Below are 17026 nucleotides of genomic sequence, written 5' to 3'. Positions count from 1 at the left end.
CGAGCCTGCGAGCGCAACAGGCCAAACACGCACCATCGCCGACAAGCCAATTTACGACTTGATCAGACGTTCCCTAGCGAAAAACCGGCTCTGGAGCCGGTTTTTTTTCGCCTCGCTTGTAAGTCTGATGGCGGGAGAAGGCGGTAAGCGTCCTGGCAACCCATACTGACGGCGGTCTCATACTCAAGAGCAACGCGCGCAGAGGGCTGACCAGGTTACCTGGCCGCTGCTATTGCAGCATGCCCGCAGTCAGGTGCCGAGGAAGCAATGACGGCGATCGGCAGATCAGAGTGCGGGCTGGCCTGCACTGACAAAGATCGAGATAAGCGTCTCCAGCCGCTTGCCGCAGACGCGCTCGCTGGCTTCGCACAGCACGATCAGCGCCTGTCGGACCGCTTCGTCATACACCCGATTCCCTGGAGGTCGTGCCGGCTTCGGATGTGAAACGGCAAGCTCCCCTGTCGCGTGCTTGCGGTGACAGCCGGTGTAGGCCACGAATTCATCGAGGATGCGGCATGGGTCGACGTTGGATGCTTGGTCGTAACGCTCACGAATCGTATGCGTCAACGACCCAGTCCCTGCGCCCAGATGGCGTTTGAGGAAGCGATGGCAGACGAAGTGATCAGATGCTGTCGGTGGTGGGCGAGAATCCTGGTCGTTATCGCACCCCGACTCCATCGATGACCATTCCATTTTCCCCATTGAGCGAGGACGAGTTCAACGAGCTTGAGCAGTTTTTGCTCTATCACGTTGACACGGAAGATGTCATGACCCTGGACATGGCGGATGGGTTCTTGCACGCCATTGCCATCGGTCCGACCACCATACCTCCGAGTCAGTGGCTTCCCAAGGTCTGGGGCACCCAGGAGATGATGCCTCCGATGGATTCAATCGACCAGTTGAATCACATGTTGGGGCTGGTCATGCGTCACTTCAACAGCATCATTGCCGGACTCGAGGGCGACCCGCGAGAGATCAGCCCTTGCTGGACGACGATGACCTACGAAGGCGACGAGCAGGAATACGACGACGCGGAAGCGTGGGCCTATGGCTTCATTGAGGGGATGAGACTGCGCTGGAGTGACTGGCAACCGTTGCTGTCGACACCGCAAGGGCAAGCTCTGCTCAGGCCGATTGGCTTGCTCGGCGAAGGTGACTTCTCAGTGGATCAAGACGAGCTCACACGAACCCCTGCCATGCGAGCAGAACTGGCGCTTCAAATCCCACAGGCGGTCCTGGACATGCATGCGCACTGGCTGCCGCTGCGGCTCGCGGTCTATCAGCGCGAGGTGGCCAAGGCGATGCAACCCAAGGCGGGACGTAATGAGCCCTGTCCCTGCGGCAGCGGCAAGAAGTTCAAGAAGTGCTGCGGAGCAGCGGGGGATCCGCATTGAGGCGGCTTGTGAACAGGGCCCTCAGTCCCGTTGACTGCGCCAGCGCCAAGGTAGCAGCGCCTCGTAATCGTCGACGGTGTGTGCCAGAGGCAGCTTTGTGAACAAAGCGACGAAGTACCCATAGGGCGTTGGCCTTGACCGCACACCACGGATCGCCTCGGTGAGCTCCTTGCGTGTGGTCATGCTGACTTGCCTCTTTGCGTTGCTTGCTCCCGCCGGACCATCCACTGGGGAGCAAATCACGTGGGCAGCAGGTCGGCTTGGGTAGCAAAGCTACCGATCAATGCGGCCTCTCGAAGTAGTTGACGCCGGTCAGTCAACGTCGATGCTCGCCGGAACCACGATGGCATGCGCGAGCAAGGTCAGGGCGACTGCAAGGGAAGGCTCGCACGTTGATCTGCCTACCGCCCTCGTGACTCCTCGGAAAATGAATGTCAACATGCTGCAATAGTTGCTGCCAGGGACCGCGGCAGCCATAGGGGCGCTTTGGATTTCAGTCTGGGACCGCTGGCAACATGAGTTGCCAGGCCGCTTATTCTTCGTCCACTGGAGGGCGGGATTCGCCGCTGGCCGGTTGAGCCGTCTGAAGGCCGAACTCTTCAACCACGGTGCGATGGCCGTCCAGCCGGGTGCACAGTTCGCCGGACGACTGGGTGCTCACCTTCCGAACGAACCACTTTCCAGAAGACACGACCTCCTCATAGTCGGACGCTTCAAACCAGCGCGACAGCGAGGGATCAATGAGGTGGAGGTTGGCCGCGTCCCACACCCCTCCCCCGCTTACCGACTCCACCGTATGCCGAAGGGGTGAATGAGCGAGCAGCGTATGGAAATAGATTTCATCTGGCGCTTTGGAGAATCGCAAGAAGCGCTTGACCTGCGACTCATGCAGAAAGGTCGCCAGATAGCTCACGGCTTCAGGCGTGAGGGCCCACCACTGGGAACCGACATGCCAACGCGGGATCAGGCTCAGGGAGCGACGCGCAAACTTGCCCACCAACTGCAAGACCCCACGCAACAGTCGCGTCCGCGTGAATCGCCTTCCATCCACCGGAAAGTCTTCGTAGAACCAAAGGTGGCGAACGCGGCTATCCAACTCGGGAGCGCTGTCCAGCGGCATCTGCTTGATAAAGTTGACGCCTTGATTGTTCGACAGAAATGCGCTCAGCTCCTCTAGAGGACGCACCGGATAGCAACTTCCGGACAGCAGGACAAAATGGCTGACCCGCGATGGGTCGCACTGCGCAAGCGCGGCACGCATAAGGCACAGCGTCGCACTGACCTGCGAAATGCCAGCCCAGTGAACATTGACACGATCGTCGACGTAAGTCACGTCGAGGTGGTCGATCTGGAAGGCCTTGCGATCAGCCTTCGCGTCAACATGCACGATGCACGGGCCAAAAGGCACGAGCAAGCGAATCAATCGCCTGACTTGTTGAGGGTCGGCATGTACAAGCAACAGGAAGACAGGGTGCATACATCTCCGAGCGGTAACCATGAAGAGCCCCTCGTGCAGCGGGCATTCACCGGCAAGAGATTGCAGCGCCAGTCCGTGACACGAGCCTGCGATCCCCAGTCTGCGCAATCGCCATCGAGCGCTGTGGCGCCACACACCTTCGGCCGGCCTCGCGCAAATCGATGAGCAATTCGCATGCCGCGCGACGACTGCTCGCTCTATCCGAGACCGAGGTGCTCGAAACACAGGGGCTGTGGTGCTGCCGAACCCGCTGCGCGGAGCGCTCGGCACAACGCGAATTTCCGTCAAAGTCGAATCGCTGGCGCCGCCAGCGACATCCCCCGACTGCACTCGGCTGCGTGGTGGTGCAAGCGACCGCCTGGGGACGCATCGGCCCATCTGTGTGCAAGCCCAGCGGCGCTTTGAGCAATTCAATCGCCAACCGAAACAATGAGCAGGTTCGACAAACCGACCAACACTGCACTGGCCATGTTTTCATTTCTCGTGCATCGAACAAGGTCCGGCACACCCTGCGCGCTGATCACATCGACTGCCCTGCCTGCGGCTCACCTTGAAGGCAAGCCACCCAAGCGCGTCGTGGCTATCCAACGAACCTCGGTACCCATGAACGCCCGGCTTCCGAAGCGGCAACGGTCGCGATCGGAGGAAAGTTAAAAAGCAGCTCCTGCAGCATCTCGTGCACGTGCGCACCGGTCCATACTGCTGTGATCGCGCAATCTCCGTGAAAGGGCGTGCCGTTTCTCCAGCACGACCAGGTGGCGTGTATCGATCCTGAATCAACATGGGCCGCAAGGGACAGGGAGTTGAGCCGTTGGCCCTGGACACCCCACCTAAAGCCCATGCTTGGAGCGCCGCCTAGATCAGTGTCCGTGTTCCGCTCTACGTAGCATTCCACCCTGTCTCCGAGCAATTCATTCAGGTACTCTTCTGCCTGGACGAAGGCGGTGTACGCAAGCTCATCCACTCGATCACCCAATCGCTCAAGTCGAAGAAGCAGAAATTCGTTTGGATCTTTGACTCTTGTGGCGTTGCACTCGGCATCGAAAAGCTGATCGAGCAAAGGAAAGGTCGACATTCTCATTTTTACTCCAGGAAGCTGCAAAGCAATTCAATGGCGCGATGCTTCGAGCGCACTGCGTCCCAACAGGGTGATGCAAAGGATAGTGGCCTGTGCGCTTCGCCCACGGTCGTCGGCGAGACGGTGCGTTTCGCTGAAGTTCGCTTCCACATAGCCAGCAGCCTTCAGGAGGACAAGATGTCTCACTGCGTTCGAATCCTCGACCCGAACCGGAAACGACCCGTCCTCGATCGACCTCAGGTACATGACAGCAACCTTTTCCTTGTCGACGGGCGCTGCGGATGTTGAGCATCTGGGTGTGAGGTGCTCCTTGATGACATCCAATCCGTGATCGGTGATACGTAACACCACCGCTTCGACGGCTGGCCAATAGCGCCCCCTTGAGTCTGCAGGTCCCACAATCGATGCTTCCACAAGGCCGGCCGCTTTGAGCACCGATACATGCCGTATCTCTGGCGTGGTGGACGCACTCACTGGCAATCTCTCCTTTTGAAGCCAGACCAGGTAGGAGATCGGGTTCATTTGGCCGCCCGTGAATCCGGGGCGTAGCAACCGTCGATCGGATGCTTCACGCACATCACTCCGAGCCGCCGACGCGCACCGCTGCGTCTAAATCGTCCTTGGCCCGCCTGCCCGCAGCGGGCGTGCGCCACCGCTGCACTTCCTCCGGCGCGCGGCGCGAAATGGCCGGAGACTTGCCATGTCGGCGCGCGAGATAGTCGAGACCCACAGCAGTCACTCGAAGCACCTGCACCGTCTGCCTGACCACGGCAGGCTCGTCCGCGCGCTGCTCCTTCTGCACCGCATCGATCAACCCGGCTTTGAGAAGCGACAGCGCCCCATGTGTATCTCTCTCGTCTGTCAGCAGGACGGGAAGATCGGTGTGTTCGAACAAGCGCAGGTACTGCAAGGCCAAACTGTTCCTGTTGAGGCGTTCGCTCTTGGACCGCAGCCTGCTTCCAACGGCTGCATCAACCTCCGCCCTTCCTGACTCCGTCACAGCATGGACCAGCGCCGCATCCATCCTGCGAAACGTCCTGGCGGACGTAAGTGAGGGCATCAACGTCGCATCGATCAGACCGGTCGCTTGCAACTTGACCACATGTTTCAAGTCCGCCGGCGACGTGATGGTCACAGGCAACGGCATGTGATCCAACTTGATCAAATAATCCAAGTGCACCTTATTCTCCCGTTCCAATTACACGAATTCACTTCCATGGGCCGTCGCACGCGATCGCTGTGCAATAGCGCGCGCCCGCCCTTGAATGCGGCTGCAACTACCGCAGGCATTGCAAAAATGTAGTACTTTCGGCGTTCATTAACCGTTCAGGCGAGAAAAATGCGCAGCATGGAACCATGACGTCGTAATGACTTCGCCGTGTCCTACGCCGGGTCTAGTGATGCTGCGTTGGTTGGGAGCAAAGGCAGTCTGCCCAACTTGCCGATCGGCGTGATGCGCTCAGCGGGCGGGCTGCCAGTGATGCACGAGCAGCTCATCAATGCGGCCGTTCAACTGCGTTCAACAGCGTGGCTGGACACAGCCTTTTCGCACCGTAGATCGCCCCGCGCACCCCGGTTCCGACATCACGCGCAACGGCCTGGGGTATTGCGCGCTCAGCGTGCTTCGGCCATCCCCGTTGAGGCCTCGCCTGGAGCCTTCCGGGCGCCACGGCCGCGGCGCCATTGATGCGCCAGGCTGTCGTTCAACTCAACCGCCAGGGCCACTGCAGCCACCGACGCTCCGGGCTCGCCACACGCTGCCAGGACTTCGGCCCCAAGGGCGGGCCGTGCCGGCGCCGTTGCTTCAGATTGACGTGCATTTTCCTGTCCGCCAAGGTTAGATGGACAGCATGGTCCATGCCTCACGCAGCAGTCTCAAGATGGTTCAACTGGCCGCTTACAGAACGCGAGTCGATGGACTCACTTCTGAACCTGCCGCAATCCTGTGCGGACGGCTTGCGCCCGCTGTTGTTGAACCGCTTTGAGGAGGGACATCTTTTCCACGCAATCCGCTTTTGTACTGACAAGCAGAAGTGGGTTGCGTCTCCGGGCCTCGATGGCCTTCTCGATCGACGCCGACTCCTGGTTCCTCACGATTAAACCTGCCGCCACTGCGGCCCTGGACTGCTTGGAGAATTGCTTCTCAAACGCGGGGGTGCCGCATCGCGCGGCAATCACCCGATAGTCGGCTTCATTCTGAAGCGCCGGTTCATCGCGGCTGGATTGGCCGGGATCGGCATAACTCATGGACCAGGACAAGCAGCCGGCGACAAACAAGAGTGCTCGTCTTGTTCGTCGTTGAGAGTCGGCAGCGTCAGTCGGCGTGTCGGACATGAAATCCTTGGATCTTGCTAACGGTGAGTCATTGACCACCCCGATGATGCCTCACCCGTTGCCCCATTTTTGCGACCGGAGAAGTCTTCCTGAATTCGAGCGCTTCGATGCTGAGCGTCCGGTCTGCAGACGTGCTCTTCCAGAGCGATACGTCCTGCGCAACGAGTTCGTCGAGCGTTTTGAGGAGACACTGGCAAGGCCCCTGTGCCGCCCTGCCCAAGGCGGACCTGTTCCTCAGTTGCAGGCAGCGCTGCCCTTAGAACCTCGAGCTCAAACTGGCACTCGGCATTGAGATCGACCTGACTGCGCTGTATTCACATCCCTAGCGGCGTCCCGAGGTGGTCAAGGAAGCGGCGTTGTCCGACGATGAGGCGGCGGAGAGCTTCCCAGAGTGCATTGAATGAATCATGCCGAGCATCTCCCTTCGCCGACTGACAAGTTAAGGGACGGCCGCGTTGCGCCGCCATCAACGCTGCTGCTTTTAGCGGAAGGCAGAGCGGTCTTAGAGTTCGGCTCTGGCCTCGCTCTCTGGCCCTTGTTGCAGCTTGCACCTCGAGGCGACGGCCATCCTGTGCTTGTTCTGCCGGGTTTCCTGGCAGGCAATGCATCGACACTATTGATGCGGCGGTATTTCAGCACCCTTGGCTACGACGCGCAGGGTTGGAACATGGGTTTGAACCTGGGTCACCGGCAGAAATTGGAAGCCGAGATGCTTGGCCAGCTCGAAGAGATATTTGGCGAAAGCCGGCGCAAAGTCAGCATCGTCGGATGGAGCTTGGGTGGGGCGTTCGCACGGCTGCTGGCGGCTCGCCGCCCGGAAATGGTCCGCAGCGTCATCACCCTTGGGAGTCCAATCAGCGGCGGCGCTGATGTCACAAATGCCGATCGCGTCTACCGAGCTCTCAATCGCCAGGGAAAGACGGACTCCAGCGTGAAAAAGCTTGTCGCTCAGTCGCTGGACATGCCAACCACCTCGATCTTCAGCCGATCCGACGGTATCGTGTCATGGCGCGCCAGCACGATCCAAGCGGGACCCCAATCGGAAAACATCGAAGTCCACGGGAGCCACACGGGGATGGGCGGCAATCCTGCTGTGCTCTACGCAGTTGCCGATCGACTCGCACAGCCTGAAGGCGAATGGACAGATTTTCGCAGGAGCAGGCTTGCTGCCATTGCTTTCCCTGATCCTGACAGGGCTTCGTGATCGCATGCCTAAGCAGAATCCTTGAGCTCTATCCAGGCAGGGGCATGGTCACTGGCGCCCTCCAGACCACGCATGGCCTTGTCGACGCCAGCGGATCTGAGCCGGGGCATGAGTGCTTTGCTGACCAGAAGATGATCAATGCGCATGCCGGCATCACGTGGCCACCTGTTTCGCAGGTAACTCCAGAAGGTGTACGGGGACTGCTGGCCGTCGTTCGGCTTGAGCGCGTCTGCCCATCCCTGCTTCACCAATCTTCGGAACGCCGCGCGCGGCTCCGGCCGTAGCAGCGCGTTGTCTTTCCAAGACCTGGTCGAATAAATGTCGCCGTCGGTGGGAACGACATTGAAGTCGCCTGCGAGAACGGCAGGATGACCGGCCCGGACCAATGCGGAAGCATGTCGAAGCAAGCGCTCAAACCACGCCATCTTGTAGTCGAATTTTGGGCTTGGCCAAGGGTTGCCATTGGGGAGATACAGGCATGCGACCACAATGCCATTGACCGCTGCTTCGAGATACCGGCTCTGCGTGTCGGCTGCGTCGCCAGGCAGACTGCGGCGTATCTTCAAGGGAGCGGACACGCGAGAAAGGATCGCTACGCCGTTCCAAGTCTTCTGCCCATGAACCAGTGCTTCGTAGCCAAGTGCGGCGAGCTCTTCGTATGGAAACTTCCCCGCGACGCATTTGAGCTCCTGCAGGCACACCACGTCTGGCTTCGTGACTTCAAGCCAGGCGCGCAATTGAGGAAGCCGTGCGACGACGTTGTTGATGTTGTAGGTAGCGACTCGCACAACCGTTCTACAGCGCCACCACTTAAGCGGCTTTGCGTTTGGCTGCAGGCGTGGCCCTCTTGGCCGCAGCCTTGCGTGCAGGCCGCTTTTCCTTTGCTTCGCCTTCGCCCGTCGGTGCTCCTTTCGAGGGCGCCTTCACGCTCTTGCCGCTCTTCAAGCTGCGCGCAAGCAGCTCGGTGAGATCGATGACCTGAGCGGATTCCCCAGGAGCTTCTTCCTCCGGCTGGATGACGGTCTCGGTGTCGCCTGCCTTGACCTTCTTGTCCACGATCTTCATCACCGCGTGCTTGAACTCGTCCTTGAAGTCGTCGGGGTTCCACTTGCCCGACATGTCGCCGACAAGCTGCTCGGCCATCTTCATCTCGGCGGCTGTGACATTGGCGCCTTTGACTCCAGCTGCTGGCAGGTCAAGTCCGTCGAGCGTCTTCACCTCGTCGCCCCAGCGCAGCAGGTTCAGCACCAGCGCCTTGCCCGAGGGCACCAGCACGGCCAGGTGCTGCTTCGTGGCGATCACCACCTTGGCCAGGCCGACCTTGCCGGTCTTCACCAGCACCTCGCGCAGCAGCGCGTACACCTTCTGGCCCTTGTTGATGGGCGCCACGTAGTAGGGCCGCTCCAGGTACACAAAGGGGATCTCGTTGGCGTCGATGAACCGCTGAATCTCGATGGTCTGCGTGGTGCGCGGGTACACCGCCTCGATCTCGTCGGGCGAGATCACCACGTACTTGCCGTCTTCGTACTCCACGCCCTTGACGATGTTGTCCTTGTCGATCTCCTTGCCCGTCCTCTTGTTGATGCGCTTGTAGCCCACCGGATCCATGCTGCGCTTGTCGAGCCAGTCGAAGTCGACCCCTTGCTCGATGCTCGCGGTGTGCAAGCCCACGGGAATATGGACAAGCCCGAACGTGATCGCGCCCTTCCACAGGGTTCTGCTGCTGGCCATGGGAATCCTTCTTAATGAAGATCAACGCTCGCCGCCCCAAATGGGGTTGTCACTGCGGTGCTGGCTTCGCAGTCGGATCTGCGCCGCCCGCAGCGGCCCCGCTTCCGGCCTTTCCAGGCTCACCATCCCGGGTCGCCTTGCCTCCCCCTGCTGAGGCGGGCGGCCTGCTGGTCTGCGTGCGTGCCCTGGCGGTGCTCTCGTCCGTGATGATCTTTCCGCTGTCGCCGAATGCCCCGGTGGGCGACCGAGCCGCCGGCGCCTTCTGCGCGTCGCTCGAAGTCGGCGCCGCGGTTCCCTTTGGGTTTCCAGTGGACTGGGCCATGGCCTGACCGGCCACAGCACCCAAGGCGCAACAGATGAGCATTCGGCCAAGCGTTGGAGAGAACAGGTTTTTCATGCCATCTGGTGTCGGGCCATGAATGATCCTTCGACGTAGGAAATTGGGGGCTTTGTGCGTGGGCAAGGCCGCTCCCGATGCGTGTCAGGGCGAAGCGCTTCGTGCGCTGGACGGGCTCTTCGGGTTTCGCACCCCTGCTGCACCGAGCCGAGCCGAGCCGAGCCGAGCCGAGCCGAGCCGAGCCGAGCCGGCAGAGCGTTCTCCCGCTTGCTTCACTTTGTCTTCGACAGGCCCCGGAGATTGAGCGCAGCGAGGCAGACCTGCAGGGCGATGAGCGCATGGGCCGACGTGTGCACGCCCCAGACAGTCCAGGCCACATTGCTGAGAAGGAACACCCAGAAGCCGACGTTCCTACGGCGCTCCTGCGTGGACGCCACCAGCCAGGCCGCGAGGAGGGACAGCGCAAATGCTGCCCATTGAATCAGGTCGAGAGCTTTGTACATTGCTTCCCAGGTGTTTCGATTCCAAAGTTGTCCCTACGGGGCGTCGAAGCGCGATGTCGACGGCTGGGCTCTCAGATGAGCGCGGCCCTTGAGCTCGAACGGGCCTATGCCATCAGCCCATGTTTCATCGCGTAGTACGTGAGATCGCTGTTGCTGGCCAATGCCAGCTTTCGCAACAGGCTGGTTCGGTACGTCGACACGGTTTTGTGAGAAAGAGCGAGATTGCGTCCCACGTCGCCCACCCTTTCCCCGCGTGCCAGCCGTAAGAAGATCTGGAACTCGCGCGTCGACAGGGCGTCATGAAGTTGGGGTGGTCGCTGGTCGACCACGTGCGACACGAGCATCGACGCGACCTTCACGCTCCAGTAGCGCTTGCCGGCGCCGACAACCCGGATGGCATCAATCAATTCCTGAGGCGCAGTGTCTTTGCAGAGGTAGCCCGCAGCGCCGAGCCGGATCAGGGCGAGGGCGAACTGTTCTTCAGGAAATCCCGACACAATCAAGACCGACACGCCGGGGAACTGCGCACGCAGGCTTCCCAGAGCGTCCAGGCCGCCCCTGTGAGGCATGGCGATATCCATCAGCAGCACATCCATCTCCACGCGTCGGGCGAGCTCGACCGCTTGACGTCCATCGCAGGCCTCTCCCACCACCTTGATGTCAGCGAGTCCCGAAAGTACATCTTTCATGCCCTCGCGAACGATCGCGTGGTCATCTGCAATTCCCACCCTGAGTGGGCTGCGCGCTCGTCCCCCCCGAACGCGCCCAGGGGAGACGTCCGTCGCGCGACCAGATGCCGCCGCGTCCGTCTTGTCAGGCAATTCGATGCCAGAGACCAGAGAAGAGGCGGTGATAGGACCGGGATCAGCGTCGCGCATGGCTGCCGTCTAGCGGGAATAAGAGTGCCGCCCGGTCGTCGGCCAAAGCCGCGGACCCCTGGTTGGAACATGCAGGTCTCGGCTGTGTAGGAGGGGAGACGTCATAAAAATCATCTTTTGTCTTGAGGTTGTTCCGGTCCCAGAAATTCATGATCGCTCACTTCGGGACACAGTTCACTGCTCGATGACTTGGCAACAGGCTTCCATTTGAAAATTTCGAGGGGCAGTGTTCCACCCGCAACAGCACTTCGGTGCAGGTGACGGTTTGATAAATAACTGGGAGGGGGCATGCCAGGCAGGCTCAGGGTGATCCGCGTTGTCGTCGAAACGGCAGCATTTCCATTCGTGGTTCTTGCGCTGCTTTCATTTGGGCTTCTGGTGTCCATGACGCACTTGATCGCAATGCCTGCCTTGTATCTCTGGGAACACTCGCAGGAAAGAAAATTGACCCGCCGACTCAGAACGCTTGCAAAGAAGGAGGTTGAATGATGGACAACCCTCGCCAGCACTTTCGCCGCGGGTTGGGAGGTGAATTGTGGTTGCTCATCGCTGTCTTGGCGCTGCTGGCGACGATCGCGCTTTTACACCTTGCCGTTCAAAGGGAGCGCAACTCGGGCCTGACAGCCGTTGATGTGCAGACACTGTCCGAAATGTTCACAGCTCCCAGCAACACGCCGGCTGTTCACACTGCTCGTTCGCCGAGCTAGGAGATGGCTTTGGAAGGACATACACGCGACCCTGGGCCCGCTTCTTCTCAGACGGCATCCTTCTTCTTGAAGACCCAACCTTTGCAAATCGAGGCGCGCGTGGACGTCACGCCGAAAGGCTTGTTGGCCATTGGCGCGTTGGTAGCCAGCATTCTTCTTGCCACGGCCGCTGTCGTGCGCTCTGCAAGAAGCGGTCCGTAGGAGCAGCAACACGTTGGAAGGTGCAAGAGTCAGGTGCACGGGCGACGTCCCTAAACTTTCTTTGCGAACATGTCAGGGTCGCCTCGTCCGAGCGGCCGCAGCCCATCGTCGTCTCGTCGAAGCTCCGCGCGGCCCAGCGACGTGATTTTCAGGATGGTACCAACGCTCATTTCGTCGAAGGGCTCCGGCGGCACGATCGCCTCGAGCATGCCCGCGGCACGCAACACGGCAGCACTGCGTATATCTCGAGGGCTTCTCACCTCCATCGGAAGAGCCACCCGCTCGATCCTGCGCAAGAAATCCCTAGGCATGCAACGCTCGCGCAAACGCAGTCACTGTCGGTATCGCAAGCGGGCGCAGCCTCGGACGTTTACCCAGGCCTCCCACCTTCACCTCGGGAAACGCACTGGAAGGTCGATCGTCACCCGCCCTCCAATGGACGCGCGCATGGAGGAAGCTCATGGTGCGGCGCGGAGCTCATCTGTGGGGTCGGGTCCCGCGCCTGTGTGACGACGGGCTTCGTTCGCAGCCGCATGCAGGCTGTCTGCCGTTTGGGCGGCAGCGTCCGCTGTCATCGTCACAGCCACTCCATCGGGACCGTCCAGAACGACCACGCCATCGATCGCCGTGGCCACGCCCGCGTCTTCACGCGGCTTGAGCGAGGACCTGCTATTCATGATGAGAGTCTCCAATGTGTCCAACCGCCTGCGCGGCCACGTGAGCATTCAAGTAAAGGTATCCGGGGTCGAACGATCCGACTTTCACCAACCCCGCGATGTCGAGGATCTGGACCCGTGATGAGCGAACCTGGCACAGCCCCATCTCTCGCAGATCTCGCAAGACGCGATTGACGTGCACGTTCGTCAAACTGCACACCTCGCCGATGTCGGACTGTGTCATCGGCAGCGGGAACCCATGGCCATGAGACCAACCGACCGCTAGGAGCCGGGCGTGGGTCTCGCACAAGAAGTGAGCCACACGCTGCTGCGCAGTGAGGCTGGAAAGCCGATAAATCCACTGTCGATGCTGTGCGGCATCGAGCATCGTGATAAACCAAAGGCGCTTGGCGAGGGCGGCGTCCTCGAACAGGATCTTTTCCAGCGCTTCGTGCGTGAAGACTGCGACGCTGACGTCTGTGAGCGCGCCGACGTCGTGATCAAGCTGCTTCAACGTAAAGGCGTGCAGGTCCACGAAGTCGCCCGGCACATGCACGGCCACAAGGTGCCGCTTGCCGTCGCGTGCGTCGACGTGACGCGTCATGAAACCTTCCACAAGCAGCAAGCTGGTATTGATCGGCGTGTCCTGGCGCACCGCCGTCTCACCCGCACGAAGTGTCCGGACACTCGCGATCGCGCTCTCCAGACGGTCCCGCTCGGCGTCGGACAGTGAGGTGGTGCGGTTCAGGAGTACGGACTTTGTCAGCATATATCAGGCGAGGGCGCCATCGTGCGTCATGTTCTTGGTCGCTGCATTAACCCAGATTAAGTTTGAACCTGAATTTGCTGCTGGCCCTCTAGAGGGGTTGCGTCCTACAAAAAAAGGCGCGTCACGGTCCATACCCTGCATGACGTCGCCCTTCCCAACCCTCTAACAACACACCACCATGGCCAAGAAAACCACTCCCGAGATCGTTGCGGCACGTGCCGCCGCGCGCAACACCGACAGCGCTCCTGCGCATCCTGCACCGCCTGCGGCTGGTGCTGGCGATTCGCCCGCCCAAAAGGCCATCGACACCCAGACGTTGGCCGCTGGCATGCCTGCCAACGAGAACAAGCCGCTGGAACACGGAGCCACCAACGCCGCCGCGACTCCAGCCGGGGTGACCGTCGCACCGCCGTCGCGGTTGCCAGGCGCGAGCACGCTGTCAGAGAGCAATGCCTCAGACAAGACGGGCACCGCGGCGCCTGAGGGTCTCAATGCCACGATTGGCACGCTGGACCGCGTGCGCGTCGACTCGTCCGGCCGGGTACTCACCACCAATCAGGGCGTGGCCGTCGCCGACAACCAGAACTCGCTCAAGGCAGGCGCGCGCGGGCCCGCGCTGCTCGAGGACTTCATCCTGCGCGAGAAGATCACGCACTTCGATCACGAGCGTATTCCCGAACGCATCGTGCATGCGCGCGGATCGGGTGCCCACGGCTTCTTCGAATGCTACGAGCCGCTCACGCAGTACACCAAGGCCGCGCCCTTCAAGGAGGCCGGCAAGGTGACGCCAGTGTTCGTGCGCTTTTCGACCGTGGCCGGCGAGCGCGGCTCCAAGGACACCGCGCGCGACGTGCGCGGCTTTGCCGTCAAGTTCTATACAGACGAAGGCAACTGGGACCTGGTCGGCAACAACATTCCGGTCTTCTTCATCCAGGATGCAATGAAGTTCCCGGACCTCGTGCATGCGGTGAAGCCGGAGCCGCATCACCAGATGCCGCAGGCGGCAAGCGCTCACGACACCTTCTGGGATTTCGTGTCGCTGATGCCCGAGTCCACACACATGCTCATGTGGCAGATGAGCGACCGTGCCATTCCGCGCAGCTACCGGATGATGCAGGGCTTCGGCGTGCACACCTTCCGCCTGGTCAACGATGCAGGTGAAAGCGTGCTGGTGAAGTTCCACTGGCAGCCCAAGCTGGGCACGCATTCGTTGGTCTGGGAAGAAGCCGTGAAGATCTCGGGCGCCGATCCCGACTTCCATCGCCGCGACTTGTGGGAAGCGATTGAAGCGGGCGAGTATCCCGAATGGGAGCTGGGGTTGCAGATCTTCACCGAAGAGCAGGCCGAGCAGTTCAGCTTTGACATCCTCGACGCCACCAAGCTCATCCCCGAGGAGCTGGTGCCTGTGCAAATCGTCGGTCGCATGGTGCTCAACCGCAACCCCGACAACTTCTTTGCTGAGACAGAGCAGGTCGCGTTCTGCACGGCGCATATCGTGCCCGGCCTGGACTTCACCAACGACCCGCTGCTGGCGGGGCGCATTCATTCCTACGTCGACACGCAGATCAGCCGCCTGGGAGGCCCCAACTTCCACGAGTTGCCGATCAACGCGCCCATCGCGCAGGTCCACAACAACCAGCGCGACGGCATGCACCGCCAAGCGATCAACCGCGGCCGAGTCGCCTACGAGCCGAACTCACTGGCAGGCGGCTGCCCCTTCCAAGCAGGCGCTGCACAGGGCTTCATGAGTGTGGCCCGACGCATCGACGCCAAAGAAAGCGCCGACAAGGTGCGCATCAAGCCCGAAAAGTTTGCCGACCATTACACGCAGGCGCGACTCTTCTTCGAGAGCCAGACCGACGTCGAGAAGGCGCACATCGGCAATGCGTTTCGCTTCGAGCTGTCCAAGGTCACGGTGCCTGCAATCCGGCAGCGAGTCGTAGCCAGCTTGTTGAACGCGGCGCCCGACCTCGCCCAGCGAGTGGCACAGGACCTCGGAATGGAGCTTCCCGCGCCCTTGCCCAAGGCGCTGGAGACGCCCGTCGCGCCTGAGGTGGAGGCATCGCCGGCGCTGTCCTTGATGGCGCGGCCCGGGGACGGTGGCATTCGCACGCGCAAGGTGGCCGTGCTGATCGACCATGGCGTGGAAGGCGCATCCTTGCAGAAGCTGATTTTGTCCCTCTTTGCAGCGGGTGCCATTCCGCGTTTGATTGCAGCTCGGCTTGGTACCTATGTCGGCGCAGGCGGAGAGAAGTTCGAAGCCGATGCGACGATGGAAAACTCGCCGGGCTTCCTGTTTGACGCGCTGGTACTGCCTGACGGCGCCAAGGCAGTCGAGGCACTCGACGCAGACGCTCACACGCTCGAATTCCTGCGCGACCAGTATTGGCACTGCAAAACCATTCTGGCTTTCGGCGCTTCGGAGGCGCTGCTGGCCGAAGCCCAGATCCCGCTGACGATGCCTGATGGCGCAGTGGACCCTGGCCTGATCCTGGTCGATGCTGCAGGGGCAGACGAGGGCATTGCGTCCTTCATTGCCGCCATGGGCGCGCACCGGCACTTCGGGCGTGAAAACGACCCGCCAAAAGTCTGATCGAGCACTACCCCGCCCCCTACGGGGGCGAGCCAACCAAGGAGCAAATGATGAAGCAAAGTGGTGGTCAAACGCAGATGTCGCCGGTGAACATCGACCAAGCCCGGGCCGTGGGCCAGGACAGCCCGGCCGAGGGAAGTCGAATGGGGCGGGAAGCAAACAAGTCGCACGGCTACCCGGGTGAGGCCGAACAGACCAACGTGGAAGGTTCGCCGGCCGACGAGTCCAATGAAGGCCAGGCCGATTCGGCCGTGTCCCCATTGGACAAGGACACGCCTGATGACGCGATCCGACGGGCCGCCTACGAAGCGTATCTGCGGCGCAACGGCGGGCCAGGCGATGAGACGAGCGATTGGCTGGAGGCCGAGGCGCAGGTGCGCCAGAGAAGCGGTGCTTAGCAACGAATGTCCCCCGTACACCCAAGAGAAGCCCTGCAACGGAGGTACCCCCATGATCGGCATCGTCATCCCGGCACACAACGAGGAGCAAGTCATCCGCAGCTGCCTTGCCGCCGTCACTCGCGCTGCCCAACATCCTGCCTTGAGGGGTGAGCCCGTGGAAGCGGTTGTCGTGCTCGACGACTGTACGGACGCAACGTGCGTGGCGGCGGCCGCCGCCGGTGCGATGTTGTTGAGCGTTCAGGCGCGCAACGTGGGCATGGCCCGCGCCGCAGGCGCGCAGGCGATGCTGGCACGCGGTGCCCGCTGGCTCGCCTTCACCGATGCGGATACGGTGGTCTCCGAGGCGTGGCTGGCGAACCAGCTCGAACTGCAGGCGGATGTGGTCTGCGGCACCGTCTGCGTTCAGGACTGGTCGCCGCACGGTGCCAATGCCGAACTGCTGGAAGCGCACTTCAGTGAGACGTACTTTGATCGCGACGACCATCGTCATGTGCACGGCGCGAACCTCGGTGTGTCGGCCGAGGCGTACCGCGCGGTCGGTGGTTTCAGGCACCTCGCTTGCGGAGAAGATGAGGCGTTGGTGGCCGCACTGGTTGCCGCCGGCCGCCATGTCGCTTGGAGTTCGCTGCCGCGCGTGGTGACGAGCGCGCGCGTCCATGCACGGGCACCGGGCGGCTTCGCAGGCGCGCTGTTGAACGCCGTGGCACACCGCCTCGCCGAGGCGGCCGCGCCACTGCATACCGCGACGGCTGCAACGTGATAT

General features: G+C 61.4%; 19 protein-coding genes. 7 read left to right on the top strand and 12 right to left on the bottom strand.

What is annotated here, in order from left to right:
- Positions 1–285 precede the first annotated feature (285 nt).
- Complete coding sequence (locus tag AB6807_RS38560) at positions 286–567, bottom strand: hypothetical protein (protein WP_371088701.1); 282 nt, start codon at positions 565–567, stop codon at positions 286–288.
- A gap of 59 nt (positions 568–626) precedes the next feature.
- Between AB6807_RS38560 and AB6807_RS38555 the strand changes: the two genes are divergently transcribed.
- Positions 627–1394 (top strand): UPF0149 family protein, encoded by a 768-nt coding sequence (locus AB6807_RS38555; protein ID WP_371088700.1) that lies wholly within the window; start codon positions 627–629, stop codon positions 1392–1394.
- A 21-nt stretch (positions 1395–1415) separates the two neighbouring features.
- Here AB6807_RS38555 and AB6807_RS38550 read toward each other — a convergent pair whose 3' ends face one another.
- From AB6807_RS38550 to AB6807_RS38525, 6 genes are all read right to left on the bottom strand, one after another.
- A complete protein-coding gene (locus AB6807_RS38550; RefSeq protein ID WP_371088699.1) occupies positions 1416–1577 on the bottom strand; it encodes a transposase domain-containing protein in 162 nt (53 codons plus the stop codon).
- A gap of 349 nt (positions 1578–1926) precedes the next feature.
- Positions 1927–2871: a beta-1,6-N-acetylglucosaminyltransferase gene (locus AB6807_RS38545; RefSeq protein ID WP_371088698.1), complete on the bottom strand. Its 945-nt coding sequence runs from the start codon at positions 2869–2871 to the stop codon at positions 1927–1929.
- Positions 2872–3451: 580 nt separating this feature from the next.
- Entirely contained in the window at positions 3452–3952 is a 501-nt protein-coding gene (locus AB6807_RS38540) for a hypothetical protein (RefSeq protein WP_286517357.1), read from the bottom strand.
- Between the two features lie 27 nt (positions 3953–3979).
- A complete protein-coding gene (locus AB6807_RS38535) occupies positions 3980–4471 on the bottom strand; it encodes a hypothetical protein (RefSeq protein ID WP_371088697.1) in 492 nt (163 codons plus the stop codon).
- 55 nt (positions 4472–4526) lie between these two features.
- On the bottom strand, positions 4527–5123 hold the full coding sequence (locus tag AB6807_RS38530) for a hypothetical protein (protein WP_371088696.1): 597 nt from the start codon (positions 5121–5123) through the stop codon (positions 4527–4529).
- A 746-nt stretch (positions 5124–5869) separates the two neighbouring features.
- Positions 5870–6283, bottom strand: coding sequence for a hypothetical protein (locus AB6807_RS38525; protein ID WP_371088695.1), 414 nt, complete (start codon positions 6281–6283; stop codon positions 5870–5872).
- 400 nt (positions 6284–6683) lie between these two features.
- Between AB6807_RS38525 and AB6807_RS38520 the strand changes: the two genes are divergently transcribed.
- The gene (locus AB6807_RS38520; protein ID WP_371088694.1) at positions 6684–7487 is read left to right on the top strand and encodes an esterase/lipase family protein; all 804 of its coding nucleotides are present in this window, start codon (positions 6684–6686) and stop codon (positions 7485–7487) included.
- An 8-nt stretch (positions 7488–7495) separates the two neighbouring features.
- Here AB6807_RS38520 and AB6807_RS38515 read toward each other — a convergent pair whose 3' ends face one another.
- Together AB6807_RS38515 and AB6807_RS38510 are read right to left on the bottom strand one after the other, a co-directional pair.
- Positions 7496–8275, bottom strand: coding sequence for an exodeoxyribonuclease III (locus AB6807_RS38515; protein ID WP_371088693.1), 780 nt, complete (start codon positions 8273–8275; stop codon positions 7496–7498).
- 22 nt (positions 8276–8297) lie between these two features.
- Positions 8298–9218: a Ku protein gene (locus tag AB6807_RS38510; protein ID WP_371088692.1), complete on the bottom strand. Its 921-nt coding sequence runs from the start codon at positions 9216–9218 to the stop codon at positions 8298–8300.
- A 137-nt stretch (positions 9219–9355) separates the two neighbouring features.
- On the opposite strand from AB6807_RS38510, the gene AB6807_RS38505 reads away from it, so the two are divergent.
- Entirely contained in the window at positions 9356–9547 is a 192-nt protein-coding gene (locus AB6807_RS38505; RefSeq protein WP_371088691.1) for a hypothetical protein, read from the top strand.
- 280 nt (positions 9548–9827) lie between these two features.
- Here the strand turns inward: AB6807_RS38505 and AB6807_RS38500 are convergent, their stop codons facing one another.
- Both AB6807_RS38500 and AB6807_RS38495 read right to left on the bottom strand, forming a co-directional pair.
- Positions 9828–10058 carry a hypothetical protein gene (locus AB6807_RS38500; protein WP_371088690.1) on the bottom strand — a complete coding sequence of 77 codons (231 nt, stop codon included), beginning with the start codon at positions 10056–10058 and terminating at the stop codon, positions 9828–9830.
- Positions 10059–10162: 104 nt separating this feature from the next.
- Positions 10163–10936 carry a response regulator gene (locus tag AB6807_RS38495; protein WP_371088689.1) on the bottom strand — a complete coding sequence of 258 codons (774 nt, stop codon included), beginning with the start codon at positions 10934–10936 and terminating at the stop codon, positions 10163–10165.
- A gap of 488 nt (positions 10937–11424) precedes the next feature.
- Between AB6807_RS38495 and AB6807_RS38490 the strand changes: the two genes are divergently transcribed.
- Positions 11425–11643 (top strand): hypothetical protein, encoded by a 219-nt coding sequence (locus AB6807_RS38490; protein WP_371088688.1) that lies wholly within the window; start codon positions 11425–11427, stop codon positions 11641–11643.
- 870 nt (positions 11644–12513) lie between these two features.
- Here AB6807_RS38490 and AB6807_RS38485 read toward each other — a convergent pair.
- Positions 12514–13269: a Crp/Fnr family transcriptional regulator gene (locus AB6807_RS38485; RefSeq protein ID WP_116914121.1), complete on the bottom strand. Its 756-nt coding sequence runs from the start codon at positions 13267–13269 to the stop codon at positions 12514–12516.
- A gap of 178 nt (positions 13270–13447) precedes the next feature.
- Between AB6807_RS38485 and AB6807_RS38480 the strand changes: the two genes are divergently transcribed.
- Genes AB6807_RS38480 through AB6807_RS38470 form a run of 3 tightly spaced genes read left to right on the top strand, consistent with a single transcriptional unit; the run spans position 13448 to position 17023 of the window.
- The gene (locus AB6807_RS38480; protein WP_116914122.1) at positions 13448–15862 is read left to right on the top strand and encodes a catalase; all 2415 of its coding nucleotides are present in this window, start codon (positions 13448–13450) and stop codon (positions 15860–15862) included.
- Positions 15863–15909: 47 nt separating this feature from the next.
- On the top strand, positions 15910–16260 hold the full coding sequence (locus AB6807_RS38475; RefSeq protein WP_116914123.1) for a DUF2934 domain-containing protein: 351 nt from the start codon (positions 15910–15912) through the stop codon (positions 16258–16260).
- A 52-nt stretch (positions 16261–16312) separates the two neighbouring features.
- Complete coding sequence (locus AB6807_RS38470; protein WP_116914124.1) at positions 16313–17023, top strand: glycosyltransferase; 711 nt, start codon at positions 16313–16315, stop codon at positions 17021–17023.
- The last annotated feature ends 3 nt before the right edge of the window (positions 17024–17026 follow it).

It is taken from the genome of Variovorax sp. RCC_210, from assembly GCF_041355175.1.
Taxonomy (GTDB): Bacteria; Pseudomonadota; Gammaproteobacteria; order Burkholderiales; family Burkholderiaceae_C; genus Variovorax.
Note: the sequence above shows the minus strand (reverse complement) of the source record. Positions and strands in the feature narration are given on the sequence as shown.

Bases quoted from the DNA above. Each gene is read 5' to 3' on its own strand.
- AB6807_RS38520 (WP_371088694.1), top strand. From the start codon at position 6,684: ATGAATCATGCCGAGCATCTCCCTTCGCCGACTGACAAGTTAAGGGAC.
- AB6807_RS38485 (WP_116914121.1), bottom strand. From the start codon at position 13,269: ATGCTGACAAAGTCCGTACTCCTGAACCGCACCACCTCACTGTCCGAC.
- AB6807_RS38555 (WP_371088700.1), top strand. From the start codon at position 627: ATGCTGTCGGTGGTGGGCGAGAATCCTGGTCGTTATCGCACCCCGACT.
- AB6807_RS38545 (WP_371088698.1), bottom strand. From the start codon at position 2,871: ATGCACCCTGTCTTCCTGTTGCTTGTACATGCCGACCCTCAACAAGTC.
- AB6807_RS38525 (WP_371088695.1), bottom strand. From the start codon at position 6,283: ATGTCCGACACGCCGACTGACGCTGCCGACTCTCAACGACGAACAAGA.
- AB6807_RS38470 (WP_116914124.1), top strand. From the start codon at position 16,313: ATGATCGGCATCGTCATCCCGGCACACAACGAGGAGCAAGTCATCCGC.
- AB6807_RS38510 (WP_371088692.1), bottom strand. From the start codon at position 9,218: ATGGCCAGCAGCAGAACCCTGTGGAAGGGCGCGATCACGTTCGGGCTT.
- AB6807_RS38490 (WP_371088688.1), top strand. From the start codon at position 11,425: ATGGACAACCCTCGCCAGCACTTTCGCCGCGGGTTGGGAGGTGAATTG.
- AB6807_RS38500 (WP_371088690.1), bottom strand. From the start codon at position 10,058: ATGTACAAAGCTCTCGACCTGATTCAATGGGCAGCATTTGCGCTGTCC.
- AB6807_RS38480 (WP_116914122.1), top strand. From the start codon at position 13,448: ATGGCCAAGAAAACCACTCCCGAGATCGTTGCGGCACGTGCCGCCGCG.
- AB6807_RS38495 (WP_371088689.1), bottom strand. From the start codon at position 10,936: ATGCGCGACGCTGATCCCGGTCCTATCACCGCCTCTTCTCTGGTCTCT.
- AB6807_RS38535 (WP_371088697.1), bottom strand. From the start codon at position 4,471: ATGAACCCGATCTCCTACCTGGTCTGGCTTCAAAAGGAGAGATTGCCA.
- AB6807_RS38550 (WP_371088699.1), bottom strand. From the start codon at position 1,577: ATGACCACACGCAAGGAGCTCACCGAGGCGATCCGTGGTGTGCGGTCA.
- AB6807_RS38540 (WP_286517357.1), bottom strand. From the start codon at position 3,952: ATGAGAATGTCGACCTTTCCTTTGCTCGATCAGCTTTTCGATGCCGAG.
- AB6807_RS38475 (WP_116914123.1), top strand. From the start codon at position 15,910: ATGATGAAGCAAAGTGGTGGTCAAACGCAGATGTCGCCGGTGAACATC.